Genomic DNA, 18,974 nt, shown 5'->3' with positions numbered 1-18,974 from the left:
ACACCAAGGGTTCTGCCCCGACCGACATCTCGGGTAGGATTGAAAGGTCTGTGCTACTGCACGCCCGAAACTTGGGTGCCGCGGAGCACGGATAACGCAAGAACCTCCTGTTGCGGAAATGCCGCGACCGTTTAGCCCAAAGGAGGTGGGTTCACATGCGTGCTTATGAACTTATGGTCCTCATCGATCCAGAGGTCGATGACCGCACCGTAGAACCAACCATCGAGAAGTACCTCGAGGTTGTTCGCGCTGCTGGTGGATCGATCGAGAAGGTCGATATCTGGGGACGTCGCAAGATGTCTTACGAGATCCAGAAGAAGGCAGAAGCCATCTACATCGTGGTGAACTACACCGCGGATCCAGCTACTTCGTTCGAGCTTGAGCGTCAGCTCAAGATCAACGAGCAGATCCTGCGCCACAAGGTCACCCGTCCGGAAGAGGCCCGCGTTTAATTACGCTGGCAACATCTTCCGTTGTACGACAAACGTTCATTCTGAGTAAGGAGAGTCAATGGCAGGCGAGACTGTTATTACCGTCATCGGAAATCTGACCGCCGATCCGGAGCTGCGATTCACGCCATCCGGTTCAGCCGTAGCGAACTTTACGATCGCTTCGACTCCTCGCACCTTCGATCGCCAGTCCAATGAATGGAAGGACGGGGAAGCCCTGTTCTTGCGTGCATCGGTGTGGCGTGAGGCTGCAGAAAACGTAGCCGAGACGTTCACCAAGGGCATGCGAGTCATCGCCCAGGGTCGTCTGCGCTCGCGTTCGTACGACACCAAGGAAGGCGAACGTCGCACCGTCATGGAGCTCGAGGTCGATGAAATCGGCCCGTCGCTCCGCTTTGCCTCTGCCAAGGTAACCCGCACCCAGCGCTCCGGCGGTGGCCAGGGCGGCTTTGGCAACAACGGTGGCGGTGGAGGTTTCTCCAACGCGCCGCAGCAAAATGCCCCACAGCAGCCGCAGCAGCAGCCGCAGCAGGGCGGTGGATGGAATGCTCCATCCAACGACCCGTGGAGCACCGGAGGCAACTCCGGCGGTAACAACGGCGGCGGCGGTGGCTGGGGCAACCCAGGCAACGACGAGCCACCTTTCTAACAATTATTTATTCACCATCCCGCAGATCTCTCTGCGGGCTCCAAACCTAAGGAGCTCCACGATGGCTAAGGCTGAAATCCGTAAGCCCAAACCAAAGTCCAATCCCTTGAAGGCCGCTGACATCACCGTCATCGACTACAAGGACGTAGCGTTGCTGCGCAAGTTCATCTCTGATCGCGGAAAGATCCGCGCTCGTCGCGTGACCGGCGTATCGGTTCAGGAACAGCGCAAGATCGCACAGGCAATCAAGAACGCACGTGAAGTAGCCCTGCTGCCTTACTCCGGCGCTGGCCGAGGCTAAGGAAGAGGGATAGCAAAATGGCAAAGATCATTCTGACTCACGAAGTATCCGGTCTGGGTGCTGCGGGCGACATTGTTGAGGTAAAGAACGGCTACGCCCGTAACTACCTCCTTCCACGCGGGTTCGCACTCGTGTGGACCAAGGGCGGTGAGAAGCAGGTTGAGTCCATCAAGGCTGCTCGTGCCGCTCGTGCCGTTGCAAACCTTGAGGAAGCTCAGGCAATTGCGGCGAAGCTGAAGTCCCAGCCGGTGAAGATCACCGTCAAGGCTGGCGCTAACGGCCGCCTGTTCGGCACCGTTAAGACCGCTGACATCGCTGACGCAGTTGAGGCTGCCGGTCTGGGTAAGATCGACAAGCGCAACGTTGAGGTCAACGACCACATCAAGTCGACTGGCAACTACAGCGCAACCGTTCGCATTCACGCGGATGTTGTTGCAAACCTGAAGCTTCAGGTTGTAGCTGCTGCCAAGAAGTAAGTCTGCCTAGACTCACCTCTTCTCAATGGGTGGTGCATTCTCCGCAAGGGGAGTGCACCGCCCATTGGCGTTTAGCGGGTCTTCCGGGAACGGCTTAGCGCGCGTGAGAAGTCGATGAGGATTCCAAGTGCGATAAAGCCCAACGCTGGGAGCCAGGTTTTGGCTATCGTTCCGAGCCCGTTGAGCCCATCGGGGTCTTGGGCGCGATCGATCAGCTGAAATGCTGGCCACAGTATTCCCAAGGCCACTCCGATCATCATGAACATTTGATGCCCCTTTGCCGCGCCCTTTTTGGGGAAGCTGCCGGCGTAGTCATTTGGCGTGCCGAAGTTGTCCGTTGCCTCTTCGTAGTTATTGCACTCTGAGCTCACTTCGCGCAGAATATCGCGAATGGTGTCGGCGTTCAGGTTGCGCAGTGAAAGGCTGAAGCGCAGCTCTTCGAGGTAAGTGTCAATATCTTGCATAAGGCGCTCCTAGCCAATCTGGCGTAGCCAGAGTCGAATTTCTTGCAGGGTCTGTTGGCCCTGTTCGGTGATTTTGAAGTTCTTGCGCGCCGGTCCGCGGTCGGCGATTTCCCACTCGGCTGCGATATCTCCGGCCTCTTCCATGCCGCGTAGCAGGGGGTACAAGGTGCCGCTCTTGATCCCCGTGATGCCGTGCTCATCGAATTTTGAAAGCATTGAATAACCGTGGCTTGGCCCCTGGAGCAATTGGCTCAAGATCACGACGGGCAGCATGGACCGTCTGATTTGATGAACTACCTTATTCTCGTCCATCCCTTAAGTATGATTCTTACATAGCTAGGTTTTCATCCTGCTTTCGGATGATATTTCCCGATTTTCCCTAGTCGTTCGCGCTTAACTACATTCCATGCCATGGCGAAACCCTGTGTTGGCCCATAATTCACCAAATTGACCGGAACTAATGTCGTCATAATCATTGGGGAACGCTGCTGCCGCCCATAGCCTCGAATGTGAGAGTGGCTATGGTTGACCTAAATAAAGAGAAGCGGTGGAACACATGGGCTTTGCGTATGCCGATCCAGATGTATTAACTGATTCCCAGCGCGACGCGGTTGCCGAGCATCGGCGTACCGTGCAGGAAGAATCCCGCAAGCTGTCACTACGCGAAATGCGCGAAGAAGCGCAAATGAGCCAGGTGGAACTGGCCGCATCGCTGAAGCTCAGCGTTGATCGCGTGGCCCGCATGGAAACCGGAGATATCGATCGCGTGCAGTTCGCAACCTTGCGCCGTTACGTCGAAGCGATGGGTGGCAGGCTGCAGGCAAGGGTTGTCGGCGAAACCATTCACGTGGACCTGAACTAGGCCAAGGGGCCGCCGCAGGCTAGACCGGTCGGCGCAAATTGGACGCACCTCGTCGCTAATATCCCCACCTATCGCGGATAAGGCCTGGTAGAGGTCTAACTGCAGGCGAATAACGGCTAAAGTATTCCGGTGAGATGCAGGTTATAGACCTGCATCACAAGGAAGTTTAGAAGGGGTTATTTTGCACGAGCGTATTCACCACCGAGCCTTTGTTGACCGTTTGATGAGTGCCGAACAGGCGGCAACTTTTATCAAACCCGGCATGACTGTGGCCATGAGTGGCTTCACCGGTGCGGGATACCCCAAGGCGGTACCCGGCGCGCTCGCGGCGCAGATGGAACGCCAGCATGGCGAGGGCAAGGACTTCAAGATCAACGTGCTCACCGGCGCGTCGACCGCCCCCGAGCTCGACGGAGTGCTGGCCAAGGCCGAGGGCATGAATTTGCGCCTGCCGTACATGTCCGATCCGGAACTGCGCCGCCGCATCAACGACGGCAACATGGAGTACATGGACATTCACCTGTCCCACGTCGCCCAGCACGCCTGGTTCGGCTTCTACGGCAAGATCGATGTGGCTATCGTCGAGGTCGTCGGGGTGACCGCAGAAGGCGACCTGATCCCTTCCAGCTCGGTGGGCAATAACAAGACCTGGCTGGAAATGGCAGACCGGATCATCATCGAGGTCAACACTCAGCAGTCCGCCTCCTTGGACGGCATGCACGATATCTACTACGGCACCGCGCTGCCACCGCACCGCAAACCCATCAACCTGACCACGGTGCGCGACCGCATCGGCCAGAAATACCTGGACATCGACGTCACCAAGGTGGTCGCGGTCGTCGAAACCGACGCGCCCGACCGCTTGAGCCCCTTTGCCCCGGTGGACGAGACCAGCACGCAGATTGCCGATCACCTGCTGGACTTCCTGGATTACGAGATCCGCGCCGGACGGCTCACCGAGAAGCTGCTGCCACTGCAGTCGGGCGTGGGAAACATTGCCAACGCGGTGCTCGCAGGCCTGGCCCGCGGCGGCTACAAGGGCTTGACCGCCTACACCGAGGTCATCCAGGACGGGATGCTGGAGCTGATCAAGGACGGCACCATCGAGTTCGCCTCCGCCACCAGCTTCTCACTGTCGGCGGCGGGCATCGACGAGTTCAACAAGCACGTGGCCCACTACCGCGATCGCATCTTGCTGCGCGCCCAGGAAATCTCCAACCACCCGGAGATCATTCGCCGGCTGGGCTGCATCGCGCTGAACGGCATGATCGAGGCGGACATCTACGGCAACGTGAACTCCACCAACGTGCTCGGCTCGCATGTGATGAACGGGATCGGCGGCTCGGGCGACTTTGCGCGCAATGGCTACCTGTCGGTGTTCATGTCTCCGTCGGTGGCCAAGGGCGGCAAGATCTCGGGCATCGTGCCCATGGCCAGCCACGTGGACCACACCGAGCACGACACCATGATCCTGATTACCGAACAGGGCCTGGCCGACCTGCGCGGGCTGTCGCCGAAGCAGCGCGCCCAGCTGATTATCGACAAGTGCGCGCACCCGGCGTACCGCCCAATGCTCCAGGACTACTTCGACCGGGCCCGGAGCGAAAGCTACGGCAAGCACACCCCGCACCTGCTTGGCGAGGCCTTGAGCTGGCACCAGCGCTACTACGAAACCGGGGATATGCGCCTGGCCCAGTAGTCCGCCGCATACCGTGCAACGAGCCCGCGAAAACCCTTGGGTTCTCGCGGGCTCGCGCGCGTTCACTGCCCCGAGTTCATCCCGGAGCAGACCAGGTCCGCGGCCAGGCGCAGCTCCATGGCGGACCGCTGCCCGCCGGTTGCCGCGCCCGGCAACGGCAGAGTCCTCAAATAGCCGGCCCAGAGCCGGCTGGCGGCCTGCAGAAATCGCTGATCCACCGCGGAACTCACGCTCAGGCTCAGCAGCTGCTCGATTGACTGCTCCAAATCATGCAGATAGCTTGCCAAGGCTGCCGCCACCTCCGCGTGGGTATGCTGTTCGCGCCACAGCACCACCCGGAGCATGGTGGAGCGCGCCTGCTCCGCGCAGTAGCGTTCGGCGATCATCACGAGGCCCGAGGCAGGATCGCCGGGAACTGCCAGCGCGCCGGAATCGATCTCCGTGCCCTGGAGGCGTTCCTCCAGCAAGGCCGTGAGCAGGGCGAACTTCGCCGGGAAATAGTAGAACAGGAGCCCTTTGGGTACGCCGGCATCCCTGGCGATATGCGAGGTAGGGGTCCCATCGAAGCCTTGCGCCGCGAACAGCTGTTCGGCTGCATTCAGGATGCGGGTGCGTGCGGAGGCTCCGGTTTCGTCGTTGGCACGAGGAGAGTGCTTGCCGCCGTGGGTCGGGGTGCGCAGGGGCATTGGGGAGATCCTTCCGCGATTGAGCTGCGGGCAAGAATGACGCGTGCGACTCAGCGGGCTCTGCCCGTTGTCCCGCACGCGTCCGGTTGCGTGTTGCAGATGGTTGTCAGTGCGCTGCCCGCGTGCCGCCGTGGGCTTCGTGGCGCATGTGCATCGCCGGTGCTATTGCCCAGAGAGAAGCAACCAGGCCGACGGCGCCACAGATCCACGAGACCCAAGAAGCAGTGGCATAGCCGCTTGCATAGGATCCGAGCCAAGGGGAGACGACCAAGAGCGCGCTGACCGCGGCCAGCACCCACTCCAAGCTGACCAGCCGTGGCATGGCGACACTCCATATGCCGACTACGACCATCAGGGCGCCAAGGCCCACCATCAGGTTCATGGACATCGTGGTGCCCGCGACCCATGTTGTCGACAGCGCGGCGTATGCGCCAGCCACCACGACAACCCAATCTTGCCACCGAGTCCACTTCTTCATTGAAAATCACCTTCCTAGAGGTCGGAGTGCTCCCTTTGGGAGTCAATTTCCAATTTATGTTTGATTGACCGCCCGGTCAATAGTTTATCCGGGGTACCGGACTGCGGCTGGGGAGCCGATTCGCGCCGCGCATGCCGCCGGGCAAGCAGCCCTCTGATGGTCGTATTTCCGGTAGCCAACGACGACTTTTTGCCGGTTCACCGGCGCTAGTGATGCAGGCTCGGGCGATAGATGAGCTCTTGCGTCCGGCCATCGAGCAGTCGGGACTCTACGAGTTCCAGGTCGAAGTCCTCGGCCCCCTCGAAGATCGGTGATTGCCCGGTCAGTCCGGTGAGCACCGGGAAGATGGTGACTTGGATATAGTCGACGAGGCCGGCTGCCAACAGCGAACGATTCATGGACAGCGAACCGTGAGAGCGCAGCGGCACCAGCGACTCGGCTTTCAGCCGCGGAACTACGGCAAGGGCATCACCGCGCTCAATGGCCGCGTCGGGCCAGTCCAGCGGGCCGACGAGGGAGTTGGAAATGACGGTGGCAGGCTGCTTGTGCATGGCCTCGCCCCAAGGGTCATCCACATCCGTATATTTCTCCGCCTCGGCCCAGAACTGGGCAAAGAGCCGATAGGTGTTTGCGCCGAAGACCATCCGGCAGGGTGGCGAGTAGTGCTCGAGCCGCCGAGCGAGCAGCTCCGGGCCCTGTTTGCCCCAGTAGCCGCCCCAATTTCCGGTGGCGCTGCCGAAGCCGTCGAGGCTGGAGAAGATGTCGAAGGTATATGTCGCTGCCATGGGAACTCCCCGTGAAATCGGCGCTAAGTGCACCTCACCTTACGCCTCGCAGGTGCGCGGGGGAACCCAAAGCAGGCATCAAGTCAGGCGTTCTCTGAATGCGCTGCAAGGCTTCGATTGCGCAGCACGTTCTTTTGCACCTTGCCGGTAGAGGTGCGCGGCAGATCCTGCGGGAACACGATGGTGCGTGGCACTTTAAATCCAGCTAGCCGTTCGCGGGCAAAATTGATCAGGGTCGCCTCGTCCAGGCTCGAACCGGTGGTGCGAATGACATAGGCGACCGGACGCTCGCCCCATTTGTCGTCGGGGACGCCCACCACCGCAAGATCCAGCACCTGCGGGTGCGCGGCGAGAGCCTGTTCGACCTCAATGGTGGAGATGTTCTCTCCACCTGAAATGATGATGTCCTTGGCCCGGTCACGGACCTGGAGGTAGCCGTCCGGGTGCATCACTCCCAGATCGCCGGTATGGAAGTAACCGCCGAAAAAGGCCTGCTCGGTGGCTGCCTCATCGCGGTAGTAGCCAATCATCACGTTGTTGCCGCGCAAGACGATCTCACCCATGGTTTGCCCATCGGCGGGAACGTCCACCATATTCTCGTCGACGATGCGTGCGCTTTCGGCGGTCAGCATGCCCACGCCTTGGCGGGAGAGCATTGCGGCTCGCGTGTCCGCATCCAGTTGATCCCAGTCATCCTGGTATTCACAGATGGTGTAGGGGCCATAGACCTCGGTGAGCCCATATACATGGACCACCTCGATGCCCAGCTTCTGCAGCTTCGTGATGATTGCCGGGGACGGCGGGGCGCCGGCGGTGGTGATACGCAGCGGATCGCACAGGGCGTGGGCGCGCGGTGAGTCGGCAATGATCGAGCAGACCGTGGGGGCTCCGCACAGATGTGTGGCGCAAAGATTCTCAATGGCGTCCCACACCGCATCCTCGCGCACGCCGCGCAAGCACAGGTGCGTGCCACCCGCGGCGGTGACCGCCCAAGGGGTGCACCAGCCGTTGCAGTGGAACATCGGCAGGGTCCACAGGTAACGGGTCTTTGCGGTGAAGCCTTGGTGATGGGCCTCGCTCAGCGAGTTCAGGTAGCTGCCGCGGTGCGAGTACAGCACGCCCTTGGGTTTGCCGGTGGTGCCCGAGGTGTAGTTCAACGTGATCGGGGCGCGCTCATCTGCCACCTCGTAGCTCAGGCGTTCCTCGCCGGCCGCGTCCAGCAGCTCGCAGAGCACCGCGTCCACGGCGACGGTCGGGCGCGTACCGGCGTATTGGTCATCGGTGATCTCGATCAACGCTTCCAAGCTCGGAATCTCGGAACGCAGGGTCGAAGTATTTGCCAACAATTCGGTATCGGCGAACAGCAGCTTCGACTCGGAATGATCCATAATATAGCGCAGCTCGGGCGCCGACAGGCGGGTGTTCAGTGCGATCAGCACGCCCCCGGCCAGCGGAACCGCGTAGTGGGCCATGAGCATCTCGGGAGTATTCGGCGCAAGTACCGCGACGCGGTCCCCGGGCGCGATCCGCGCCTTGACGACCTGGGCGAAGCGTTGCACGCGCCGCTCGAATTCGGCGTAGCTGTACCTGCGGGTCCCGTGGATCACCGCGGTCTTCGACGGGTATACCTCGGCCGAACGCTGCAGGAATCGCAGGGGTGTGAGTTCCGAGTGGTTAGCCTGAGTCATGACCATGTGTGCGATATCCTTCGATTCGTATCCGTGGTTTCCTTCAGCCTGCGCCTGTGAGCTGAAGCACTTGCGACCTTCATGGTGGCATGGACCTCGGGTTCAATCCAAGAACCGCAGTATCAATTCGTTCAGTGGCCGAAATTCAGCGCCGGGTGGCAGTTCGGTCGATGAGCGTCTCCGGGGAGATGCCGAGAATCCTGTCGTCACCCTCTTGCGGGGTGCCGCGACCGTCGGTGTTATTCGTCAGCACCCAGAGCTCGCCGGTCTCGCTGACCTTCACGTCCCGCAGGCGCCCATGGTCACCTACGAGGAACTCGGTGGAATCGTGAGGCGTGCTCAGCTCCACGGTTCGCAGGCGCTCCCCGCGCAGGTTGGCGATGTAGAGGACCCCGTCGTAAATGGTGATGCCGCTGGGGCTCGCGGACTGCGTGCTCCATTGCTGGATCGGGTCGCGGTATTCGGGATCTTCCGCAATGCCTTCGTGCACCGGCCAGCCGTAGTTGGCTCCGGGCTCAATAATGTTCAATTCATCCCAGCGGTTCTGCCCAAACTCGCTGGCATACATGGTTCCGTCGGGAGCCCAAGCGATACCTTGTGGATTGCGATGGCCGAAACTGAATACCGGCGAACCGGGGAAGGGGTTGTCGCCGGGGACCTCGCCCTGAATGGTCAGCCGCAGGATCTTTCCGCCTAGACTTTCCAGATCTTGAGCCGAGGATTCATTTCCAGCGTCTCCCACGGTCGCGTAGAGCATCGAATCCGGTCCGATGGCTAGACGCCCCCCGTTGTGAATTCCTGCCGATGGCAATTCGGACAGGATCGTCCGCGGATGACTCAGCGCGAGCGCACCGCTGTCGCCGGAAAGTTCGAATCGCTGGATGCGGTTGCCGTCTTCTGCGGTGGAGTAGGCGAAAAGGTAGGGCTGTTGAAAGGCCAGCCCAAGCAGTCCGCCTTCGCCACCATGAACTACGTCGTCCAAGCGGATGATTTGCCGGGCATTGCCCGCTGAATCTATTTCCACGATCCGCCCCGAATCGCGTTCTGAAACGATCAGCGTATTTTCGGCGAAGACCATGGACCAGGGGGCGGCTAGCTCGGCTGCGATCCTTCGCGGTTCGGGCGACTTGGTATCGACTGCCCTGCTGCTTGACGTGGCGCCGGGGGAACGCGGTGCTTCGGCGGCGCATCCGGTGAGCATCGCGGCGCAGGCGAGAATTCCAAGGAAAACCGTGATCTTCGGATTACCAGCTATTCGAGGCCGCATGGTTTCAGGCTAGCAAGATCCGTTCGCTATGCAAGAGGCTGGGCGCTTCGTATCGCACCGAAGGGGAGCGGTATCAGCGGGCCGCGCAGCCGCATCCGAACCCTCCTGTGATTGAATAAATTTCCGATGGACCCTCGAATACTTGTGGCTCATCGAATTTTGGGTTGAATATTTCGATTTGCGAAGCAATTTGTTTGACGCGCGGGAGCTTAGGCCAATATCGTTTTAATCAGAATCATGAGCGTCAGCTAAAGGCCCTGGCTAGCTGGCCGGCAACCCTCTATACGGTAGCGGGGTGCTCCAGGTGAAGATTCGGTGTCGCGCAACACCGCACGATACAAGTACCGCACATCGAGGCGTTAAACCTTCGACGGCGGGTAAGAGCAAGTCAAAGCTGCTTTAGCCTGCCGCCGACCGTCGCCGTACCGGTGGGCATGAAGCAAAGGAAGTCAAGGCATGTCTTTGAATCAAGAACTTGACGCACTGACGCTGCGCAAGGTTTTCGCCCAGCACCCATCGGGAATTGCCACTCTGTGCGCCGAAGTCAACGGGGAAAAGACGGGAATCGTCGCCTCCTCATTCACCGTAGGGGTTTCCTTGGAACCGGCGTTGGTGATGTTTGCCGTGCAGAAAACCTCGAACACTTGGCCGAAGCTGCGGGACGCAAATCGAATCGGCGTTTCGGTGCTCAGCGAGCGCAATGAAGGGGTCTGCAGGCAGATCGCTTCCAAGAGCGGAGATCGATTCCGCGGTGTGGACACCCACACCAGCGACGACGGCTCGTTGTTCATCCATGACTCAACGCTGTGGCTCGACACGACGATCTACAGTGAGGTTGAGGCCGGAGACCATTGGGTCATCCTGTTGCAGGTCCATGGCCATAAGGTCGCCGAGCATTCACCGTCGATTTTCCATGATTCACGATTTCACTCGTTACCAGTCCCGGAACTCGTCTAAATAGTTGTCTTCGCTTCGCGCCACCTGTCATTTTCGCTGACAAGTGGCGCGCAGTCGTTTAACTGGCCCGGCAAGCTTGGACCGCGCGGGCGCGTTAAGTTCATATGACCGCAGAGGGGTGCTCTGCATCGAATTGTGGATTACTCGCCTCGAAGTTACGTTTCAGTAGCTTTTTGGAGCGGTGACTACCGCGTTCTTCACGAAGATTCTTTCCACAAAACTATCCACACCTCTGTGGATGGTACGTTGATAAGTCGATGAAGCAGGTTGAAAACACCGGAATCCCGCGAGTTATGCTGTGGATAACGTCATTTGCGAAGGTTGACTCTACAAAGAAATTAACTTTCTATCCACAGGTGTGCAAACAACAAACTCCAAGTCAGATAGTCATTAGCACAACTTAAGTGGGGTAATCCACAAGCTTCTCCCCAAGTCGCACACAGGGTCATCCACAGCTAGAGGGGGATTATCCACAGATCTTGTGGATAACAGAGTTTGCGGCTATGGATAAGAGACCTACTGTTGGCTTTGGGACTGATATATCCACAGGTACCGCCGACACGATAACGTCGGTTGGCGGTGACATGCTTGAGTGTTGCCATCATGGCACAAGGGTATTTCCCAGAGGGTCAATAGGGGATGGAAGTGTCAGTTATGAGCGCGGAGCCGGTCTACGAGAGTCAGGGTTCGGAAGCGGGTCGCACCCCGCCGCAGGATATTCCTGCCGAAATGTCGGTTCTTGGCGGCATGATGCTGTCGAAGGATGCGATCGCCGACGTGGTCGAGGCGCTGCGCGGAACAGATTTCTATCGCCCGGCCCATGAATCCATTTTTGACGCAATCATCGATCTCTACGGACGAGGCGAACCAGCCGATGCCGTGACGGTCTCCGATCTGCTCACCAAGCGCAGCGAGATCGCCCGCGTGGGTGGCGCCGCCTATCTGCACAACCTCATCCAGCAGGTGCCCACCGCCGCGAACGCCGGCTACTACGCCGAAATCGTGCGCGAACGCGCCGTATTGCGCCGACTGGTCGATGCCGGGACCCGGATCGTCCAGATGGGCTATTCGCCCGATGGTGAGGTTGACGCGATCGTCAACGAGGCGCAGGCCGAGGTGTACAAGGTCGCCGAGAACCGCAACAGCGAAGACTACGTGCGCCTGAGCGACATCATCGAGGGAACCGTCGATGAGATCGAGAATGCGGCGAACGCCGGCGACGGAATTACCGGCGTGCCAACCGGGTTCTACGAATTCGACGAACTGACCCAGGGGTTGAAGGGTGGTCAGATGATCATCATCGCCGCCCGCCCCGCAGTGGGTAAGTCGACCTTCGCCCTGGACTTCGCCCGTTCCGCGGCAATTAAGAACAATATGGCCACCGTCTTCTTCTCGCTGGAAATGGGCCGCAACGAAATTGCGATGCGCCTGCTCTCGGCAGAAGCATCCATCCAGCTGCAGGATCTGCGCAAGGGTTCGGTGGAAGACGCACAATGGACGAAGATTGCGACCACGATGGGTCGCTTGAACGAAGCTCCGCTGTTCATCGACGATTCGCCGAATATGTCCATGATGGAAATCCGCGCCAAGTGCCGACGGCTGAAGCAGCGCAACGAGCTGCGCATGATCATCCTCGACTACCTGCAGCTGATGAGCTCGGGCAAGCGCGTGGAATCGCGCCAGCAGGAAGTGTCCGAGTTCTCGCGTAACCTCAAGCTGCTGGCCAAGGAACTCGATGTTCCGCTGGTTGCCCTCTCGCAGCTGAACCGTGGTTCCGAGCAGCGCACCGACAAGAAACCAATGATCTCGGACCTTCGTGAATCGGGATCGATCGAGCAGGACGCCGATATGGTAATCCTGCTGCACCGTGACGATGTCTACGACAAGGAAAACCGTCCGGGTGAAGCCGACGTGATCATCGCAAAGCACCGTGCCGGCCCCACCAAGACCATCACCGTGGCGTTCCAGGGCCACTATTCGCGCTTCAGCAACATGCAGAACGACGGCTAGCCTGCCGAGGCAGGCCTACGGCACAGGGCAGGGTCCAGAAATCCGCAAGATTTCTTGGCCCTGCCCCTTGGTTCAGCTGCGTTCTCCGTGCATGGCTTCGTGCCGATGATAGTGCTGAAAGCGCCGTCCATTCGCGCCGCGCGTGGGGCTGGCTGCCTAGAAAAGGCCAAGGACACCGCTGGAGAGTATCCCGGTAGCTCCCACCATCAGCGCTAGGCAGAGCGCGGTGATCTTGACCAGTCGGCGACGCGTATCTTCGTTAAGCATGGGTTCAGCTTACAAAGCCATGCGGTGCATCCACTAACCATCGGTGCCGAATCGGCGTCCGAGAAGTTCAATGAAAGAATGGCCGCATGCCATCACCACGTGACTCTGCGGTAGATTCCGCAACGGTTGAGTCGATCTATGCCGCCAAATATTTGGCGACCACCCTGGGCATGTTCGTCCTGGTCTTCTTGGTGGGTTTCGAAGCGTTGGCGGTTTCCACGATCATGCCGCTGGTCAGTGAGCTGCTCGATGGACAGAAGTACTTCGCGCTGGCCTTTGCCGCACCGATTGCCAGCGCGATGCTTGGCATGGTTGCTGCGGGAGAGGTTTCGGACCGAAGAGGCCCGAAGATTCCGCTGTACGCTTCCGTGGCTATTTTTGCCGGCGGCCTGCTTATCTGCGGCACCGCGGCGGATATGCAGGTGCTGATCCTCGGAAGAATTTTGCAAGGCATCGGTGGCGGCGCCGTGACCGTGGCAATCTTTGTGCTGATCGCTCGGGCATATCCGGCAAAATTGCACAGCAAAATTTTCGCACTTTTCGCCGCCGCCGGGGTGATCCCGGCGTTGCTCGGACCGTGGATTGCGGGCCTGATCGCCACATACCTCGGTTGGCGTTGGGTATTCCTTGGGGTGCTGATCTTCATCGCCTTCGCGATCGTGGCGGTCATCCCGACCCTGCATCGCATGGATTCTGCACGCGATGCAACCCTCGGTCCGGTCTCCATCAAGCGGCTACTGCTCGCGGGGTTCACCGGGGCTTCGGTGATCGCCATGAACCTGCTTGGGCTCATGGACAATGGGTGGCCCTCCGTCGTCGCCCTGCTGTCAGCGTTGGCGCTCGCCCTGTTGGCGATCCGGCCGCTGCTGCCCGTAGGGACCTTCAGCGCCCGGCGTGGAATGCCAGCCACGGTGCTGACCCGATCGCTGGTGGCTGGAGCATTTTTCGGCACAGAGGTCTACCTGCCGTATTTGCTGCGCGAAGACTATTTTCTGCCTCCGGACCGCGCGGGTCTGGTGCTCACCGCCTCCGCATTGTCCTGGGCCCTGGGCTCGTGGCTGCAGGGGAAAGCCGGTGAACGTTTAAGCAATTCCGCATGCATCGGAATCGGCGCCCTGGCCGGGGCGTTCGCCATCTCCACCGCGCTTTATGCCGCGTTGTTCCACCCGTCGGTGGCCATCATCGTGGTTGGTTGGGCGATAGGCGGATTTGGAATGGGAATGATCTTCCCACGCCAAAACGTGAATATGCTGGCCCTCTCCGGCAAGCAGGAACAAGGGTTCAACTCCTCGGCGATGACCATGGCGGATGCGCTGGGCAACGCGGGAGTGACCGCGCTTGGCGGGGTCATCTTCGCCACGGTGGCAGTGGGGCTGGGCTTCGCCGCGGTCTTTGCCTTCTCGTTGTTCCTGATCATCGTACTGCTGGTCGTTACGCCGCGGATCGAATCCCCGGCGGCGGCTGGCCCTAAGTAGCCCAGGCGTATGGAAACTGAGCTCCCAGCCATCGGCGCACCGGCCACCAGGGCGCTGCTAAGCGCTGGTATCACGAGCCTCGAACAAGCGGGCGAAACCGGCGAGAAAGCGCTGCTTCGGTTGCATGGCGTCGGACCAAAAGCGCTGCGCATCCTCCGTGAAGCCCTGGACAAGCAGGGTCTTGAGCTGCGCAGCTAGGCGCGTGGCAGGACTTTCAGGTGCTCTGGGGTCGTCGCGACGAGGTGTGGCTGGTATTCGGCGTGCTTAGCGACATAGGCCTTGACGTACGGGCAAACTGCCACGATCTTGGCTCCACCGGCGATGGTGTTGTCCAACGCGAATTTCACCAGCACACTGGCCAGTCCTTGTCCGCCGTATTCTTCGTCCACGGTCGTGTGGAAAAAGATCCGCTCGGTGCCAGCGGAACCGGTGAATTCTCGAAAGTGGGTTGCGCCAATGACCTTTCCATCATCGTCCAGTGCATATCGCCGACGTTCGGGCAGGAAAACAGGGGTGATTTCGCTCATTTGGTGGCCGCTTTCTAGGAGGGGTTAACTCGTGTACGTAGTCGGACGGTAGGTAGCGCCGGCGCCGGCAATGGCGCGGGAGTGTTTTCCGGAAATGGGCCAAAGCGGTCCTCCGAGCTGTCTCCTGGTTCGGCGCCGATTTCCGCTTGGTACTGCGCGCGGAATGCGAGGACTTCTTCATGGCTGCGTCCCACGAAGTTCCACCACATGAGGATCTCCTCTTTCAGCGGCTCTCCGCCGATCAGCAAAGCGCGGACCGGCTGCTCGCCGGCAGTGATGCGCAGCGTGGTGCATCCGGCCCGGACGAAGCCCAGTTCGCGGTGCTCAAGTGGTTTGCCGTTGACCGTCGGGCGGCCCTGATCAACGAGTACACCGTGTTCGTGATGTGCGGGGACCACGATTTCGACCTCGGTATGCGGGTCGAGGTGCAGTTCGGCCCCGCTGAGTTCGGTATGCGTCTTCACCGGGGAGGTGAGGCTCTGCTCGCCAATCGCGAGAGTGCCGAGGAAAACGTTGAGCATCCATCCTTGGCCGTATATCGGTTCGGGACGGTAATTTTCGAAGGTTGGTTCCATATTGCGCACCCGGTCAGGCAGGGCGGTCCATAGCTGGGCTCCGTGCAAGATCGTGGTTTCTTCGCAGAGCATTTCGGAATGCGTGATTCCGTATCCAGCGGTCATGAGGTTCAATTCACCGGGGCGCACTTTGGCCTTATGCCCGGCCGAGTCGATGTGTTCGATTTCGCCGGAGAAGAGCCAGGAGACGGTCTGCAGTCCGGTGTGCGGATGCCGTGGAACGTTCATCCCGCCGGTGAGCGCTACGTCGTCCGGTCCGTAGTGGTCGAGGAAGCACCACGCGCCGATCAGGCTGCGCTGTTTCTGCGGAAGAGTCCGGGAGACCGTCATGGCTCGCGGGCCACCGAGGGGGACTGGGCGGGGCTCCAGCGCCTGAACCTCTGAGCGTGCATCGAGGTTGCTGCAGTCGATTTCCGCCGGTGCCTGTTCAAGGTTGCTCATAACCTAAGACTAGGCAGGATGCCTGATTCGTGCCACCCATAGGGCGATGGTTCCCGCCCAGCTGGCCACGGCCACCCAAATCACTATCTGCCCCAGCGTAAAGAGAGCCGAGAAATCCGGTATTGATCCCAGGGAAAGGCATGCGGTGGCGAGCATGCCCAGCGGGAAGACAATCGCCCAAAGGCCCGTTTCATAGCTCAGCGGGTGGCGGTGGATGATGTGCCGCCAGATTCCGAAGACCAGCAGCAGGGGGATGAACCATAACCCTATGGCGAGCAACGCCAAGGTGGTAAAGGCGATATTTGCTTGCAGCCAGTTCGGAATCTCACCGCGGTTTGCCAAGCCGAGTAGTTGCGAACCGGTCAATACGCTGATCGCGGTGGACCCCATGAAGATCCAATACGTCGGTGAAAGCGTCTCGGCGCGGTTCGGATAGCGGATCATGCGCACCGTCACGAGGGTAGCGGTCAGCAGATAGAGCGCGCAGCCTAGCAACCAGATAGCTAAGGCAAGCATGGCGGCCCAGGCGCCGAAGCTCGTATGATGCGCTAATCCGCCGGCAACGGATTGGGTGGCCACCACCCAGAGGAACCACGACCCATTTGCGTGGGTCAGTGCCGGTTCCGGACGTTCATGCAGCACCAGCCCGGCGGGAATCGCGTAGGTGGTGATCAGCCAAATGAGCGTCCCGAATATCAGCGCGGTCAGTGCGGCGCCCGGGAGCTTCAAAACCGCCAGTGCGAGGGCTAGGACATTCGAGGCCGCGACCACGGTGAAGAACCCAAAACCAACGGCCGGGTTCAGCGCATCAATTTGCACCGCCGTCGGATAGCGCACGACGCGCAGGACCAGCACCGTGAGTAGTCCGAGGAACATGATACCGGCCAGGATGCAGAAAGCCTGGCCGAGGGCGGAGAACCCGGAAAGCAGCAGACCCATGCCTACGATGCCGGTGGCCATCACGCTGGAGAATACCGACGGGGCAAGGGTGGCTACCCATCGGGTGAATCGTGAGCGGCTAGCACGCAGTTCTGGGTTCACCTAGGTCTCCTTGAAGTCTTCTTTGCCGAGATGTTGAGGCTAACGCCTGTGGCGCTCTGCCGCCAAGCCCCGTCTCAGGATGCTGGCGTACGATCTTAGTGTCGGTACCGGCATGAACCCCAAGGAGAACAAAACATCGTGGACAGCTCCAATCTTCGTCGTGATGATCTGCTCAAGCTTGAGCGGCAGTTGTGTTTTGGACTGGCTGTCGCCTCACGATCGGTGATTTCAGCTTATAAGCCGGTGCTCGACCCATTGGGGCTGACCCACCCGCAATACCTGGTGATGCTGGCCCTGTGGGAATCTGCTCCAATCGGTGCGCGGGAGCTCAGCGAAAAGCTGCATCTGGATCCCGGGACGCTCTCCCCGCTGGTCAAGCGCCTTGAAAAAGCCGGATTGCTCGAGCGCAGAAAGAATCCGCGCGATGAACGCGCGATCTTGATTGAGACTACCCAGAAGGGTGAAATGCTGCGTGAGCAGGCGTTGGATATTCCCCATGAGATGCTGAGTCGGCTGAACTTAAGCGAGCAAAAAGTCGTTGAATTGTGCAAGATTCTGGGCGATGTGGTGGACGCGGGAATCGCGGCGCCCGCCGAGTGATTAAGGATATAGTTGGTGCACCAACTATTGGAGTAGGCTTAAGTCACGGACGCAATTGGCTCCGGCGCCCTGACAAATTGAGGTTTCCCCATGGACGAGTCACCACTGCCCATCATCAGCGACACCACCGGCTTGAGTCTTGGATATCGTGCCCGATGGCGCCTGAAGTATTTGGGGTTGAGTATTTTCGGCCCGGCCGAACGCTCGATCATGACCAGCCCACGCGAACGCATTAAATGGGACCGCGCCATGATGGTGCTGCGCGCCCACGAGGCCGCCGGAACTCAGGCCGATGAGCTAACCGTATATACCGCTAGCCGCATGGAATCCCGTCGCCCCAAATAGCCGGCTTTAGATTCCCCGCCGAGAGCACGGTAAAATCCGAGTATGCAGGAAATGAATGAACTTGTCTTGTCCCGGCAATTCGCCGCTCCTCGTGCTGCGGTCTGGGCCGCATTCGTCGAACCGGAGATTATTACGCAGTGGTGGGGACCGCATGGCTGGACGGTGCAGGAGGGCTCGGTAATTCTCGAGCCGAAGGTCGGGGGACGCCATGAGCTGACCATGGCACAAAGCGATAACCCGGAAGCTCAGGTGCCGCTCAAGGCAGTGGTCACGATCTTTGACGAACAGGTATGCCTGGCCAGCGCCGATGGTCCGCATGAGATGACGCTGGATCTGGTCATTCACACCAAGCTGGACTTCAAGGAATTTGCCGGCCAGACCTATGTGACCTTGACGCAGGGCCCATTGCCACATGAAGTCATCGAGAGCAGCCAAAAGGCCTGGAATTCCGCGTTTGCAAAGCTTGAATCGTTCTTGGCCGAGTACTTCTAAATTGGCTTCGACACCAGATAGCTGCGCGCGGACTTGATCCGTGCGGTTTTCGCTGCTCCGGTAAAGCGCAGCACATGGCTAAAAGCCGCGGAGATATCCTGACCGTTGGTGATATTTCCATCGGTGCTTCCTTCGCGACCGTGAGTGAGCACGCTTTTGAATTCGAGTGATTTCGTATCTCCTGAAATCATTACCCAGCTACAGAGCGCCTCGATCCCGTGCAGCGTTTCAAAGCCAACTATTTCCCATTCAATGTCCTCGGTGAGCCACAGCCTGAGATGATCCAGATCTCGCCCGTGCAGCGCCACGATCACTTCCTGAATCACCAGATGCCGTGGGGCATTACCGCAATTCTCCGGATAGCTCACTTGCATTGCTGACGGTTCGGCGCTCATCTTCTCACTTGCCTGAATTTGGACTCTAAACGGTTCGTCCCACTA

Annotated in this window: 24 protein-coding genes and 1 riboswitch; of the genes, 13 read left to right on the top strand and 11 right to left on the bottom strand. The window is 59.7% G+C overall.

The features are described 5' to 3' along the window. The first annotated feature begins 155 nt into the window (after positions 1–155). The 4 genes from rpsF to rplI all read left to right on the top strand — a co-directional run bounded on the left by rpsF (position 156) and on the right by rplI (position 1,875). Positions 156–452, top strand: a complete 297-nt coding sequence (rpsF, locus tag CQ017_RS12815) for a 30S ribosomal protein S6 (RefSeq protein WP_096282853.1) — start codon at positions 156–158, stop codon at positions 450–452. Positions 453–510: 58 nt separating this feature from the next. Beyond that, positions 511–1,098, top strand: a complete 588-nt coding sequence (locus CQ017_RS12810) for a single-stranded DNA-binding protein (RefSeq protein ID WP_105554028.1) — start codon at positions 511–513, stop codon at positions 1,096–1,098. A gap of 61 nt (positions 1,099–1,159) precedes the next feature. Continuing rightward, the gene (gene rpsR / locus CQ017_RS12805) at positions 1,160–1,399 is read left to right on the top strand and encodes a 30S ribosomal protein S18 (RefSeq protein WP_026820365.1); all 240 of its coding nucleotides are present in this window, start codon (positions 1,160–1,162) and stop codon (positions 1,397–1,399) included. 17 nt (positions 1,400–1,416) lie between these two features. Then, positions 1,417–1,875, top strand: a complete 459-nt coding sequence (gene rplI, locus CQ017_RS12800; protein ID WP_096282849.1) for a 50S ribosomal protein L9 — start codon at positions 1,417–1,419, stop codon at positions 1,873–1,875. Between the two features lie 71 nt (positions 1,876–1,946). On the opposite strand, the gene CQ017_RS12795 is transcribed toward rplI, so the two are convergent. After that, a complete protein-coding gene (locus CQ017_RS12795) occupies positions 1,947–2,339 on the bottom strand; it encodes a hypothetical protein (RefSeq protein ID WP_105554027.1) in 393 nt (130 codons plus the stop codon). 9 nt (positions 2,340–2,348) lie between these two features. After that, positions 2,349–2,651 (bottom strand): PadR family transcriptional regulator, encoded by a 303-nt coding sequence (locus CQ017_RS12790; RefSeq protein WP_105554026.1) that lies wholly within the window; start codon positions 2,649–2,651, stop codon positions 2,349–2,351. A 244-nt stretch (positions 2,652–2,895) separates the two neighbouring features. On the opposite strand from CQ017_RS12790, the gene CQ017_RS12785 reads away from it, so the two are divergent. Both CQ017_RS12785 and CQ017_RS12780 read left to right on the top strand, forming a co-directional pair. Continuing rightward, complete coding sequence (locus tag CQ017_RS12785; protein ID WP_105554025.1) at positions 2,896–3,201, top strand: helix-turn-helix transcriptional regulator; 306 nt, start codon at positions 2,896–2,898, stop codon at positions 3,199–3,201. A gap of 223 nt (positions 3,202–3,424) precedes the next feature. Further along, the gene (locus CQ017_RS12780; protein ID WP_105554128.1) at positions 3,425–4,900 is read left to right on the top strand and encodes an acetyl-CoA hydrolase/transferase family protein; all 1,476 of its coding nucleotides are present in this window, start codon (positions 3,425–3,427) and stop codon (positions 4,898–4,900) included. 62 nt (positions 4,901–4,962) lie between these two features. Here the strand turns inward: CQ017_RS12780 and CQ017_RS12775 are convergent, their stop codons facing one another. From CQ017_RS12775 to CQ017_RS12755, 5 genes are all read right to left on the bottom strand, one after another. After that, positions 4,963–5,586, bottom strand: coding sequence for a TetR/AcrR family transcriptional regulator (locus CQ017_RS12775; protein WP_105554024.1), 624 nt, complete (start codon positions 5,584–5,586; stop codon positions 4,963–4,965). Between the two features lie 106 nt (positions 5,587–5,692). After that, the gene (locus CQ017_RS12770; RefSeq protein WP_096282839.1) at positions 5,693–6,064 is read right to left on the bottom strand and encodes a hypothetical protein; all 372 of its coding nucleotides are present in this window, start codon (positions 6,062–6,064) and stop codon (positions 5,693–5,695) included. Positions 6,065–6,270: 206 nt separating this feature from the next. After that, positions 6,271–6,849: a dihydrofolate reductase family protein gene (locus CQ017_RS12765; protein WP_096282838.1), complete on the bottom strand. Its 579-nt coding sequence runs from the start codon at positions 6,847–6,849 to the stop codon at positions 6,271–6,273. A gap of 83 nt (positions 6,850–6,932) precedes the next feature. Beyond that, the gene (locus CQ017_RS12760) at positions 6,933–8,543 is read right to left on the bottom strand and encodes an AMP-binding protein (protein ID WP_105554023.1); all 1,611 of its coding nucleotides are present in this window, start codon (positions 8,541–8,543) and stop codon (positions 6,933–6,935) included. A 139-nt stretch (positions 8,544–8,682) separates the two neighbouring features. Further along, positions 8,683–9,804 carry a sorbosone dehydrogenase family protein gene (locus tag CQ017_RS12755; RefSeq protein WP_105554022.1) on the bottom strand — a complete coding sequence of 374 codons (1,122 nt, stop codon included), beginning with the start codon at positions 9,802–9,804 and terminating at the stop codon, positions 8,683–8,685. A gap of 233 nt (positions 9,805–10,037) precedes the next feature. Beyond that, positions 10,038–10,154, top strand: a riboswitch (SAM riboswitch). A gap of 106 nt (positions 10,155–10,260) precedes the next feature. Here CQ017_RS12755 and CQ017_RS12750 point away from each other — a divergent pair. From CQ017_RS12750 to CQ017_RS12735, 4 genes are all read left to right on the top strand, one after another. Then, complete coding sequence (locus CQ017_RS12750; RefSeq protein ID WP_105554021.1) at positions 10,261–10,761, top strand: flavin reductase family protein; 501 nt, start codon at positions 10,261–10,263, stop codon at positions 10,759–10,761. A 654-nt stretch (positions 10,762–11,415) separates the two neighbouring features. Continuing rightward, a complete protein-coding gene (dnaB, locus tag CQ017_RS12745) occupies positions 11,416–12,771 on the top strand; it encodes a replicative DNA helicase (protein ID WP_096282830.1) in 1,356 nt (451 codons plus the stop codon). Between the two features lie 353 nt (positions 12,772–13,124). Further along, complete coding sequence (locus CQ017_RS12740) at positions 13,125–14,513, top strand: MFS transporter (protein ID WP_105554020.1); 1,389 nt, start codon at positions 13,125–13,127, stop codon at positions 14,511–14,513. A gap of 9 nt (positions 14,514–14,522) precedes the next feature. Continuing rightward, positions 14,523–14,711 carry a DNA-binding protein gene (locus tag CQ017_RS12735; RefSeq protein ID WP_096282827.1) on the top strand — a complete coding sequence of 63 codons (189 nt, stop codon included), beginning with the start codon at positions 14,523–14,525 and terminating at the stop codon, positions 14,709–14,711. Here the strand turns inward: CQ017_RS12735 and CQ017_RS12730 are convergent. From CQ017_RS12730 to CQ017_RS12720, 3 genes are read right to left on the bottom strand one after another with little or no spacing between them, the layout of a single operon-like run. Further along, a complete protein-coding gene (locus CQ017_RS12730; RefSeq protein ID WP_096282825.1) occupies positions 14,708–15,040 on the bottom strand; it encodes a GNAT family N-acetyltransferase in 333 nt (110 codons plus the stop codon). The genes CQ017_RS12735 and CQ017_RS12730 overlap by 4 nt on opposite strands. A 14-nt stretch (positions 15,041–15,054) precedes the next feature. Continuing rightward, entirely contained in the window at positions 15,055–16,056 is a 1,002-nt protein-coding gene (locus CQ017_RS12725; protein ID WP_096282823.1) for a pirin family protein, read from the bottom strand. 9 nt (positions 16,057–16,065) lie between these two features. Further along, positions 16,066–17,097, bottom strand: a complete 1,032-nt coding sequence (locus CQ017_RS12720; protein ID WP_105554019.1) for a tellurite resistance/C4-dicarboxylate transporter family protein — start codon at positions 17,095–17,097, stop codon at positions 16,066–16,068. Positions 17,098–17,235: 138 nt separating this feature from the next. Here CQ017_RS12720 and CQ017_RS12715 point away from each other — a divergent pair, with 138 nt between their 5' ends. The 3 genes from CQ017_RS12715 to CQ017_RS12705 all read left to right on the top strand — a co-directional run bounded on the left by CQ017_RS12715 (position 17,236) and on the right by CQ017_RS12705 (position 18,534). Beyond that, positions 17,236–17,697, top strand: a complete 462-nt coding sequence (locus tag CQ017_RS12715) for a MarR family winged helix-turn-helix transcriptional regulator (RefSeq protein WP_105554018.1) — start codon at positions 17,236–17,238, stop codon at positions 17,695–17,697. 90 nt (positions 17,698–17,787) lie between these two features. Continuing rightward, positions 17,788–18,042 (top strand): hypothetical protein, encoded by a 255-nt coding sequence (locus tag CQ017_RS12710; protein WP_096282817.1) that lies wholly within the window; start codon positions 17,788–17,790, stop codon positions 18,040–18,042. A gap of 42 nt (positions 18,043–18,084) precedes the next feature. Next, positions 18,085–18,534, top strand: coding sequence for an SRPBCC domain-containing protein (locus CQ017_RS12705; protein ID WP_105554017.1), 450 nt, complete (start codon positions 18,085–18,087; stop codon positions 18,532–18,534). On the opposite strand, the gene CQ017_RS12700 is transcribed toward CQ017_RS12705, so the two are convergent. Further along, positions 18,531–18,929: a hypothetical protein gene (locus CQ017_RS12700; RefSeq protein ID WP_105554016.1), complete on the bottom strand. Its 399-nt coding sequence runs from the start codon at positions 18,927–18,929 to the stop codon at positions 18,531–18,533. The genes CQ017_RS12705 and CQ017_RS12700 overlap by 4 nt on opposite strands. Positions 18,930–18,974 lie beyond the last annotated feature (45 nt).

Origin of the sequence: Arthrobacter sp. MYb224 (assembly GCF_002975455.1) — a bacterium.
GTDB lineage: Bacteria > Actinomycetota > Actinomycetes > Actinomycetales > Micrococcaceae > Glutamicibacter.
This window is presented reverse-complemented; position numbering and strand designations above follow the sequence as displayed.

Coding starts and splice junctions, on each gene's coding strand:
- CQ017_RS12780 (WP_105554128.1), top strand. CDS start 3,425: ATGAGTGCCGAACAGGCGGCAACTTTTATCAAACCCGGCATGACTGTG.
- CQ017_RS12755 (WP_105554022.1), bottom strand. CDS start 9,804: ATGCGGCCTCGAATAGCTGGTAATCCGAAGATCACGGTTTTCCTTGGA.
- CQ017_RS12740 (WP_105554020.1), top strand. CDS start 13,125: ATGCCATCACCACGTGACTCTGCGGTAGATTCCGCAACGGTTGAGTCG.
- CQ017_RS12725 (WP_096282823.1), bottom strand. CDS start 16,056: ATGAGCAACCTTGAACAGGCACCGGCGGAAATCGACTGCAGCAACCTC.
- CQ017_RS12775 (WP_105554024.1), bottom strand. CDS start 5,586: ATGCCCCTGCGCACCCCGACCCACGGCGGCAAGCACTCTCCTCGTGCC.
- CQ017_RS12705 (WP_105554017.1), top strand. CDS start 18,085: ATGCAGGAAATGAATGAACTTGTCTTGTCCCGGCAATTCGCCGCTCCT.
- CQ017_RS12760 (WP_105554023.1), bottom strand. CDS start 8,543: ATGGTCATGACTCAGGCTAACCACTCGGAACTCACACCCCTGCGATTC.
- CQ017_RS12735 (WP_096282827.1), top strand. CDS start 14,523: ATGGAAACTGAGCTCCCAGCCATCGGCGCACCGGCCACCAGGGCGCTG.
- CQ017_RS12765 (WP_096282838.1), bottom strand. CDS start 6,849: ATGGCAGCGACATATACCTTCGACATCTTCTCCAGCCTCGACGGCTTC.
- CQ017_RS12710 (WP_096282817.1), top strand. CDS start 17,788: ATGGACGAGTCACCACTGCCCATCATCAGCGACACCACCGGCTTGAGT.
- CQ017_RS12790 (WP_105554026.1), bottom strand. CDS start 2,651: ATGGACGAGAATAAGGTAGTTCATCAAATCAGACGGTCCATGCTGCCC.
- dnaB (WP_096282830.1), top strand. CDS start 11,416: ATGAGCGCGGAGCCGGTCTACGAGAGTCAGGGTTCGGAAGCGGGTCGC.
- rplI (WP_096282849.1), top strand. CDS start 1,417: ATGGCAAAGATCATTCTGACTCACGAAGTATCCGGTCTGGGTGCTGCG.
- rpsR (WP_026820365.1), top strand. CDS start 1,160: ATGGCTAAGGCTGAAATCCGTAAGCCCAAACCAAAGTCCAATCCCTTG.
- CQ017_RS12730 (WP_096282825.1), bottom strand. CDS start 15,040: ATGAGCGAAATCACCCCTGTTTTCCTGCCCGAACGTCGGCGATATGCA.
- CQ017_RS12700 (WP_105554016.1), bottom strand. CDS start 18,929: ATGAGCGCCGAACCGTCAGCAATGCAAGTGAGCTATCCGGAGAATTGC.
- CQ017_RS12795 (WP_105554027.1), bottom strand. CDS start 2,339: ATGCAAGATATTGACACTTACCTCGAAGAGCTGCGCTTCAGCCTTTCA.
- CQ017_RS12750 (WP_105554021.1), top strand. CDS start 10,261: ATGTCTTTGAATCAAGAACTTGACGCACTGACGCTGCGCAAGGTTTTC.
- CQ017_RS12785 (WP_105554025.1), top strand. CDS start 2,896: ATGGGCTTTGCGTATGCCGATCCAGATGTATTAACTGATTCCCAGCGC.
- CQ017_RS12770 (WP_096282839.1), bottom strand. CDS start 6,064: ATGAAGAAGTGGACTCGGTGGCAAGATTGGGTTGTCGTGGTGGCTGGC.
- rpsF (WP_096282853.1), top strand. CDS start 156: ATGCGTGCTTATGAACTTATGGTCCTCATCGATCCAGAGGTCGATGAC.
- CQ017_RS12810 (WP_105554028.1), top strand. CDS start 511: ATGGCAGGCGAGACTGTTATTACCGTCATCGGAAATCTGACCGCCGAT.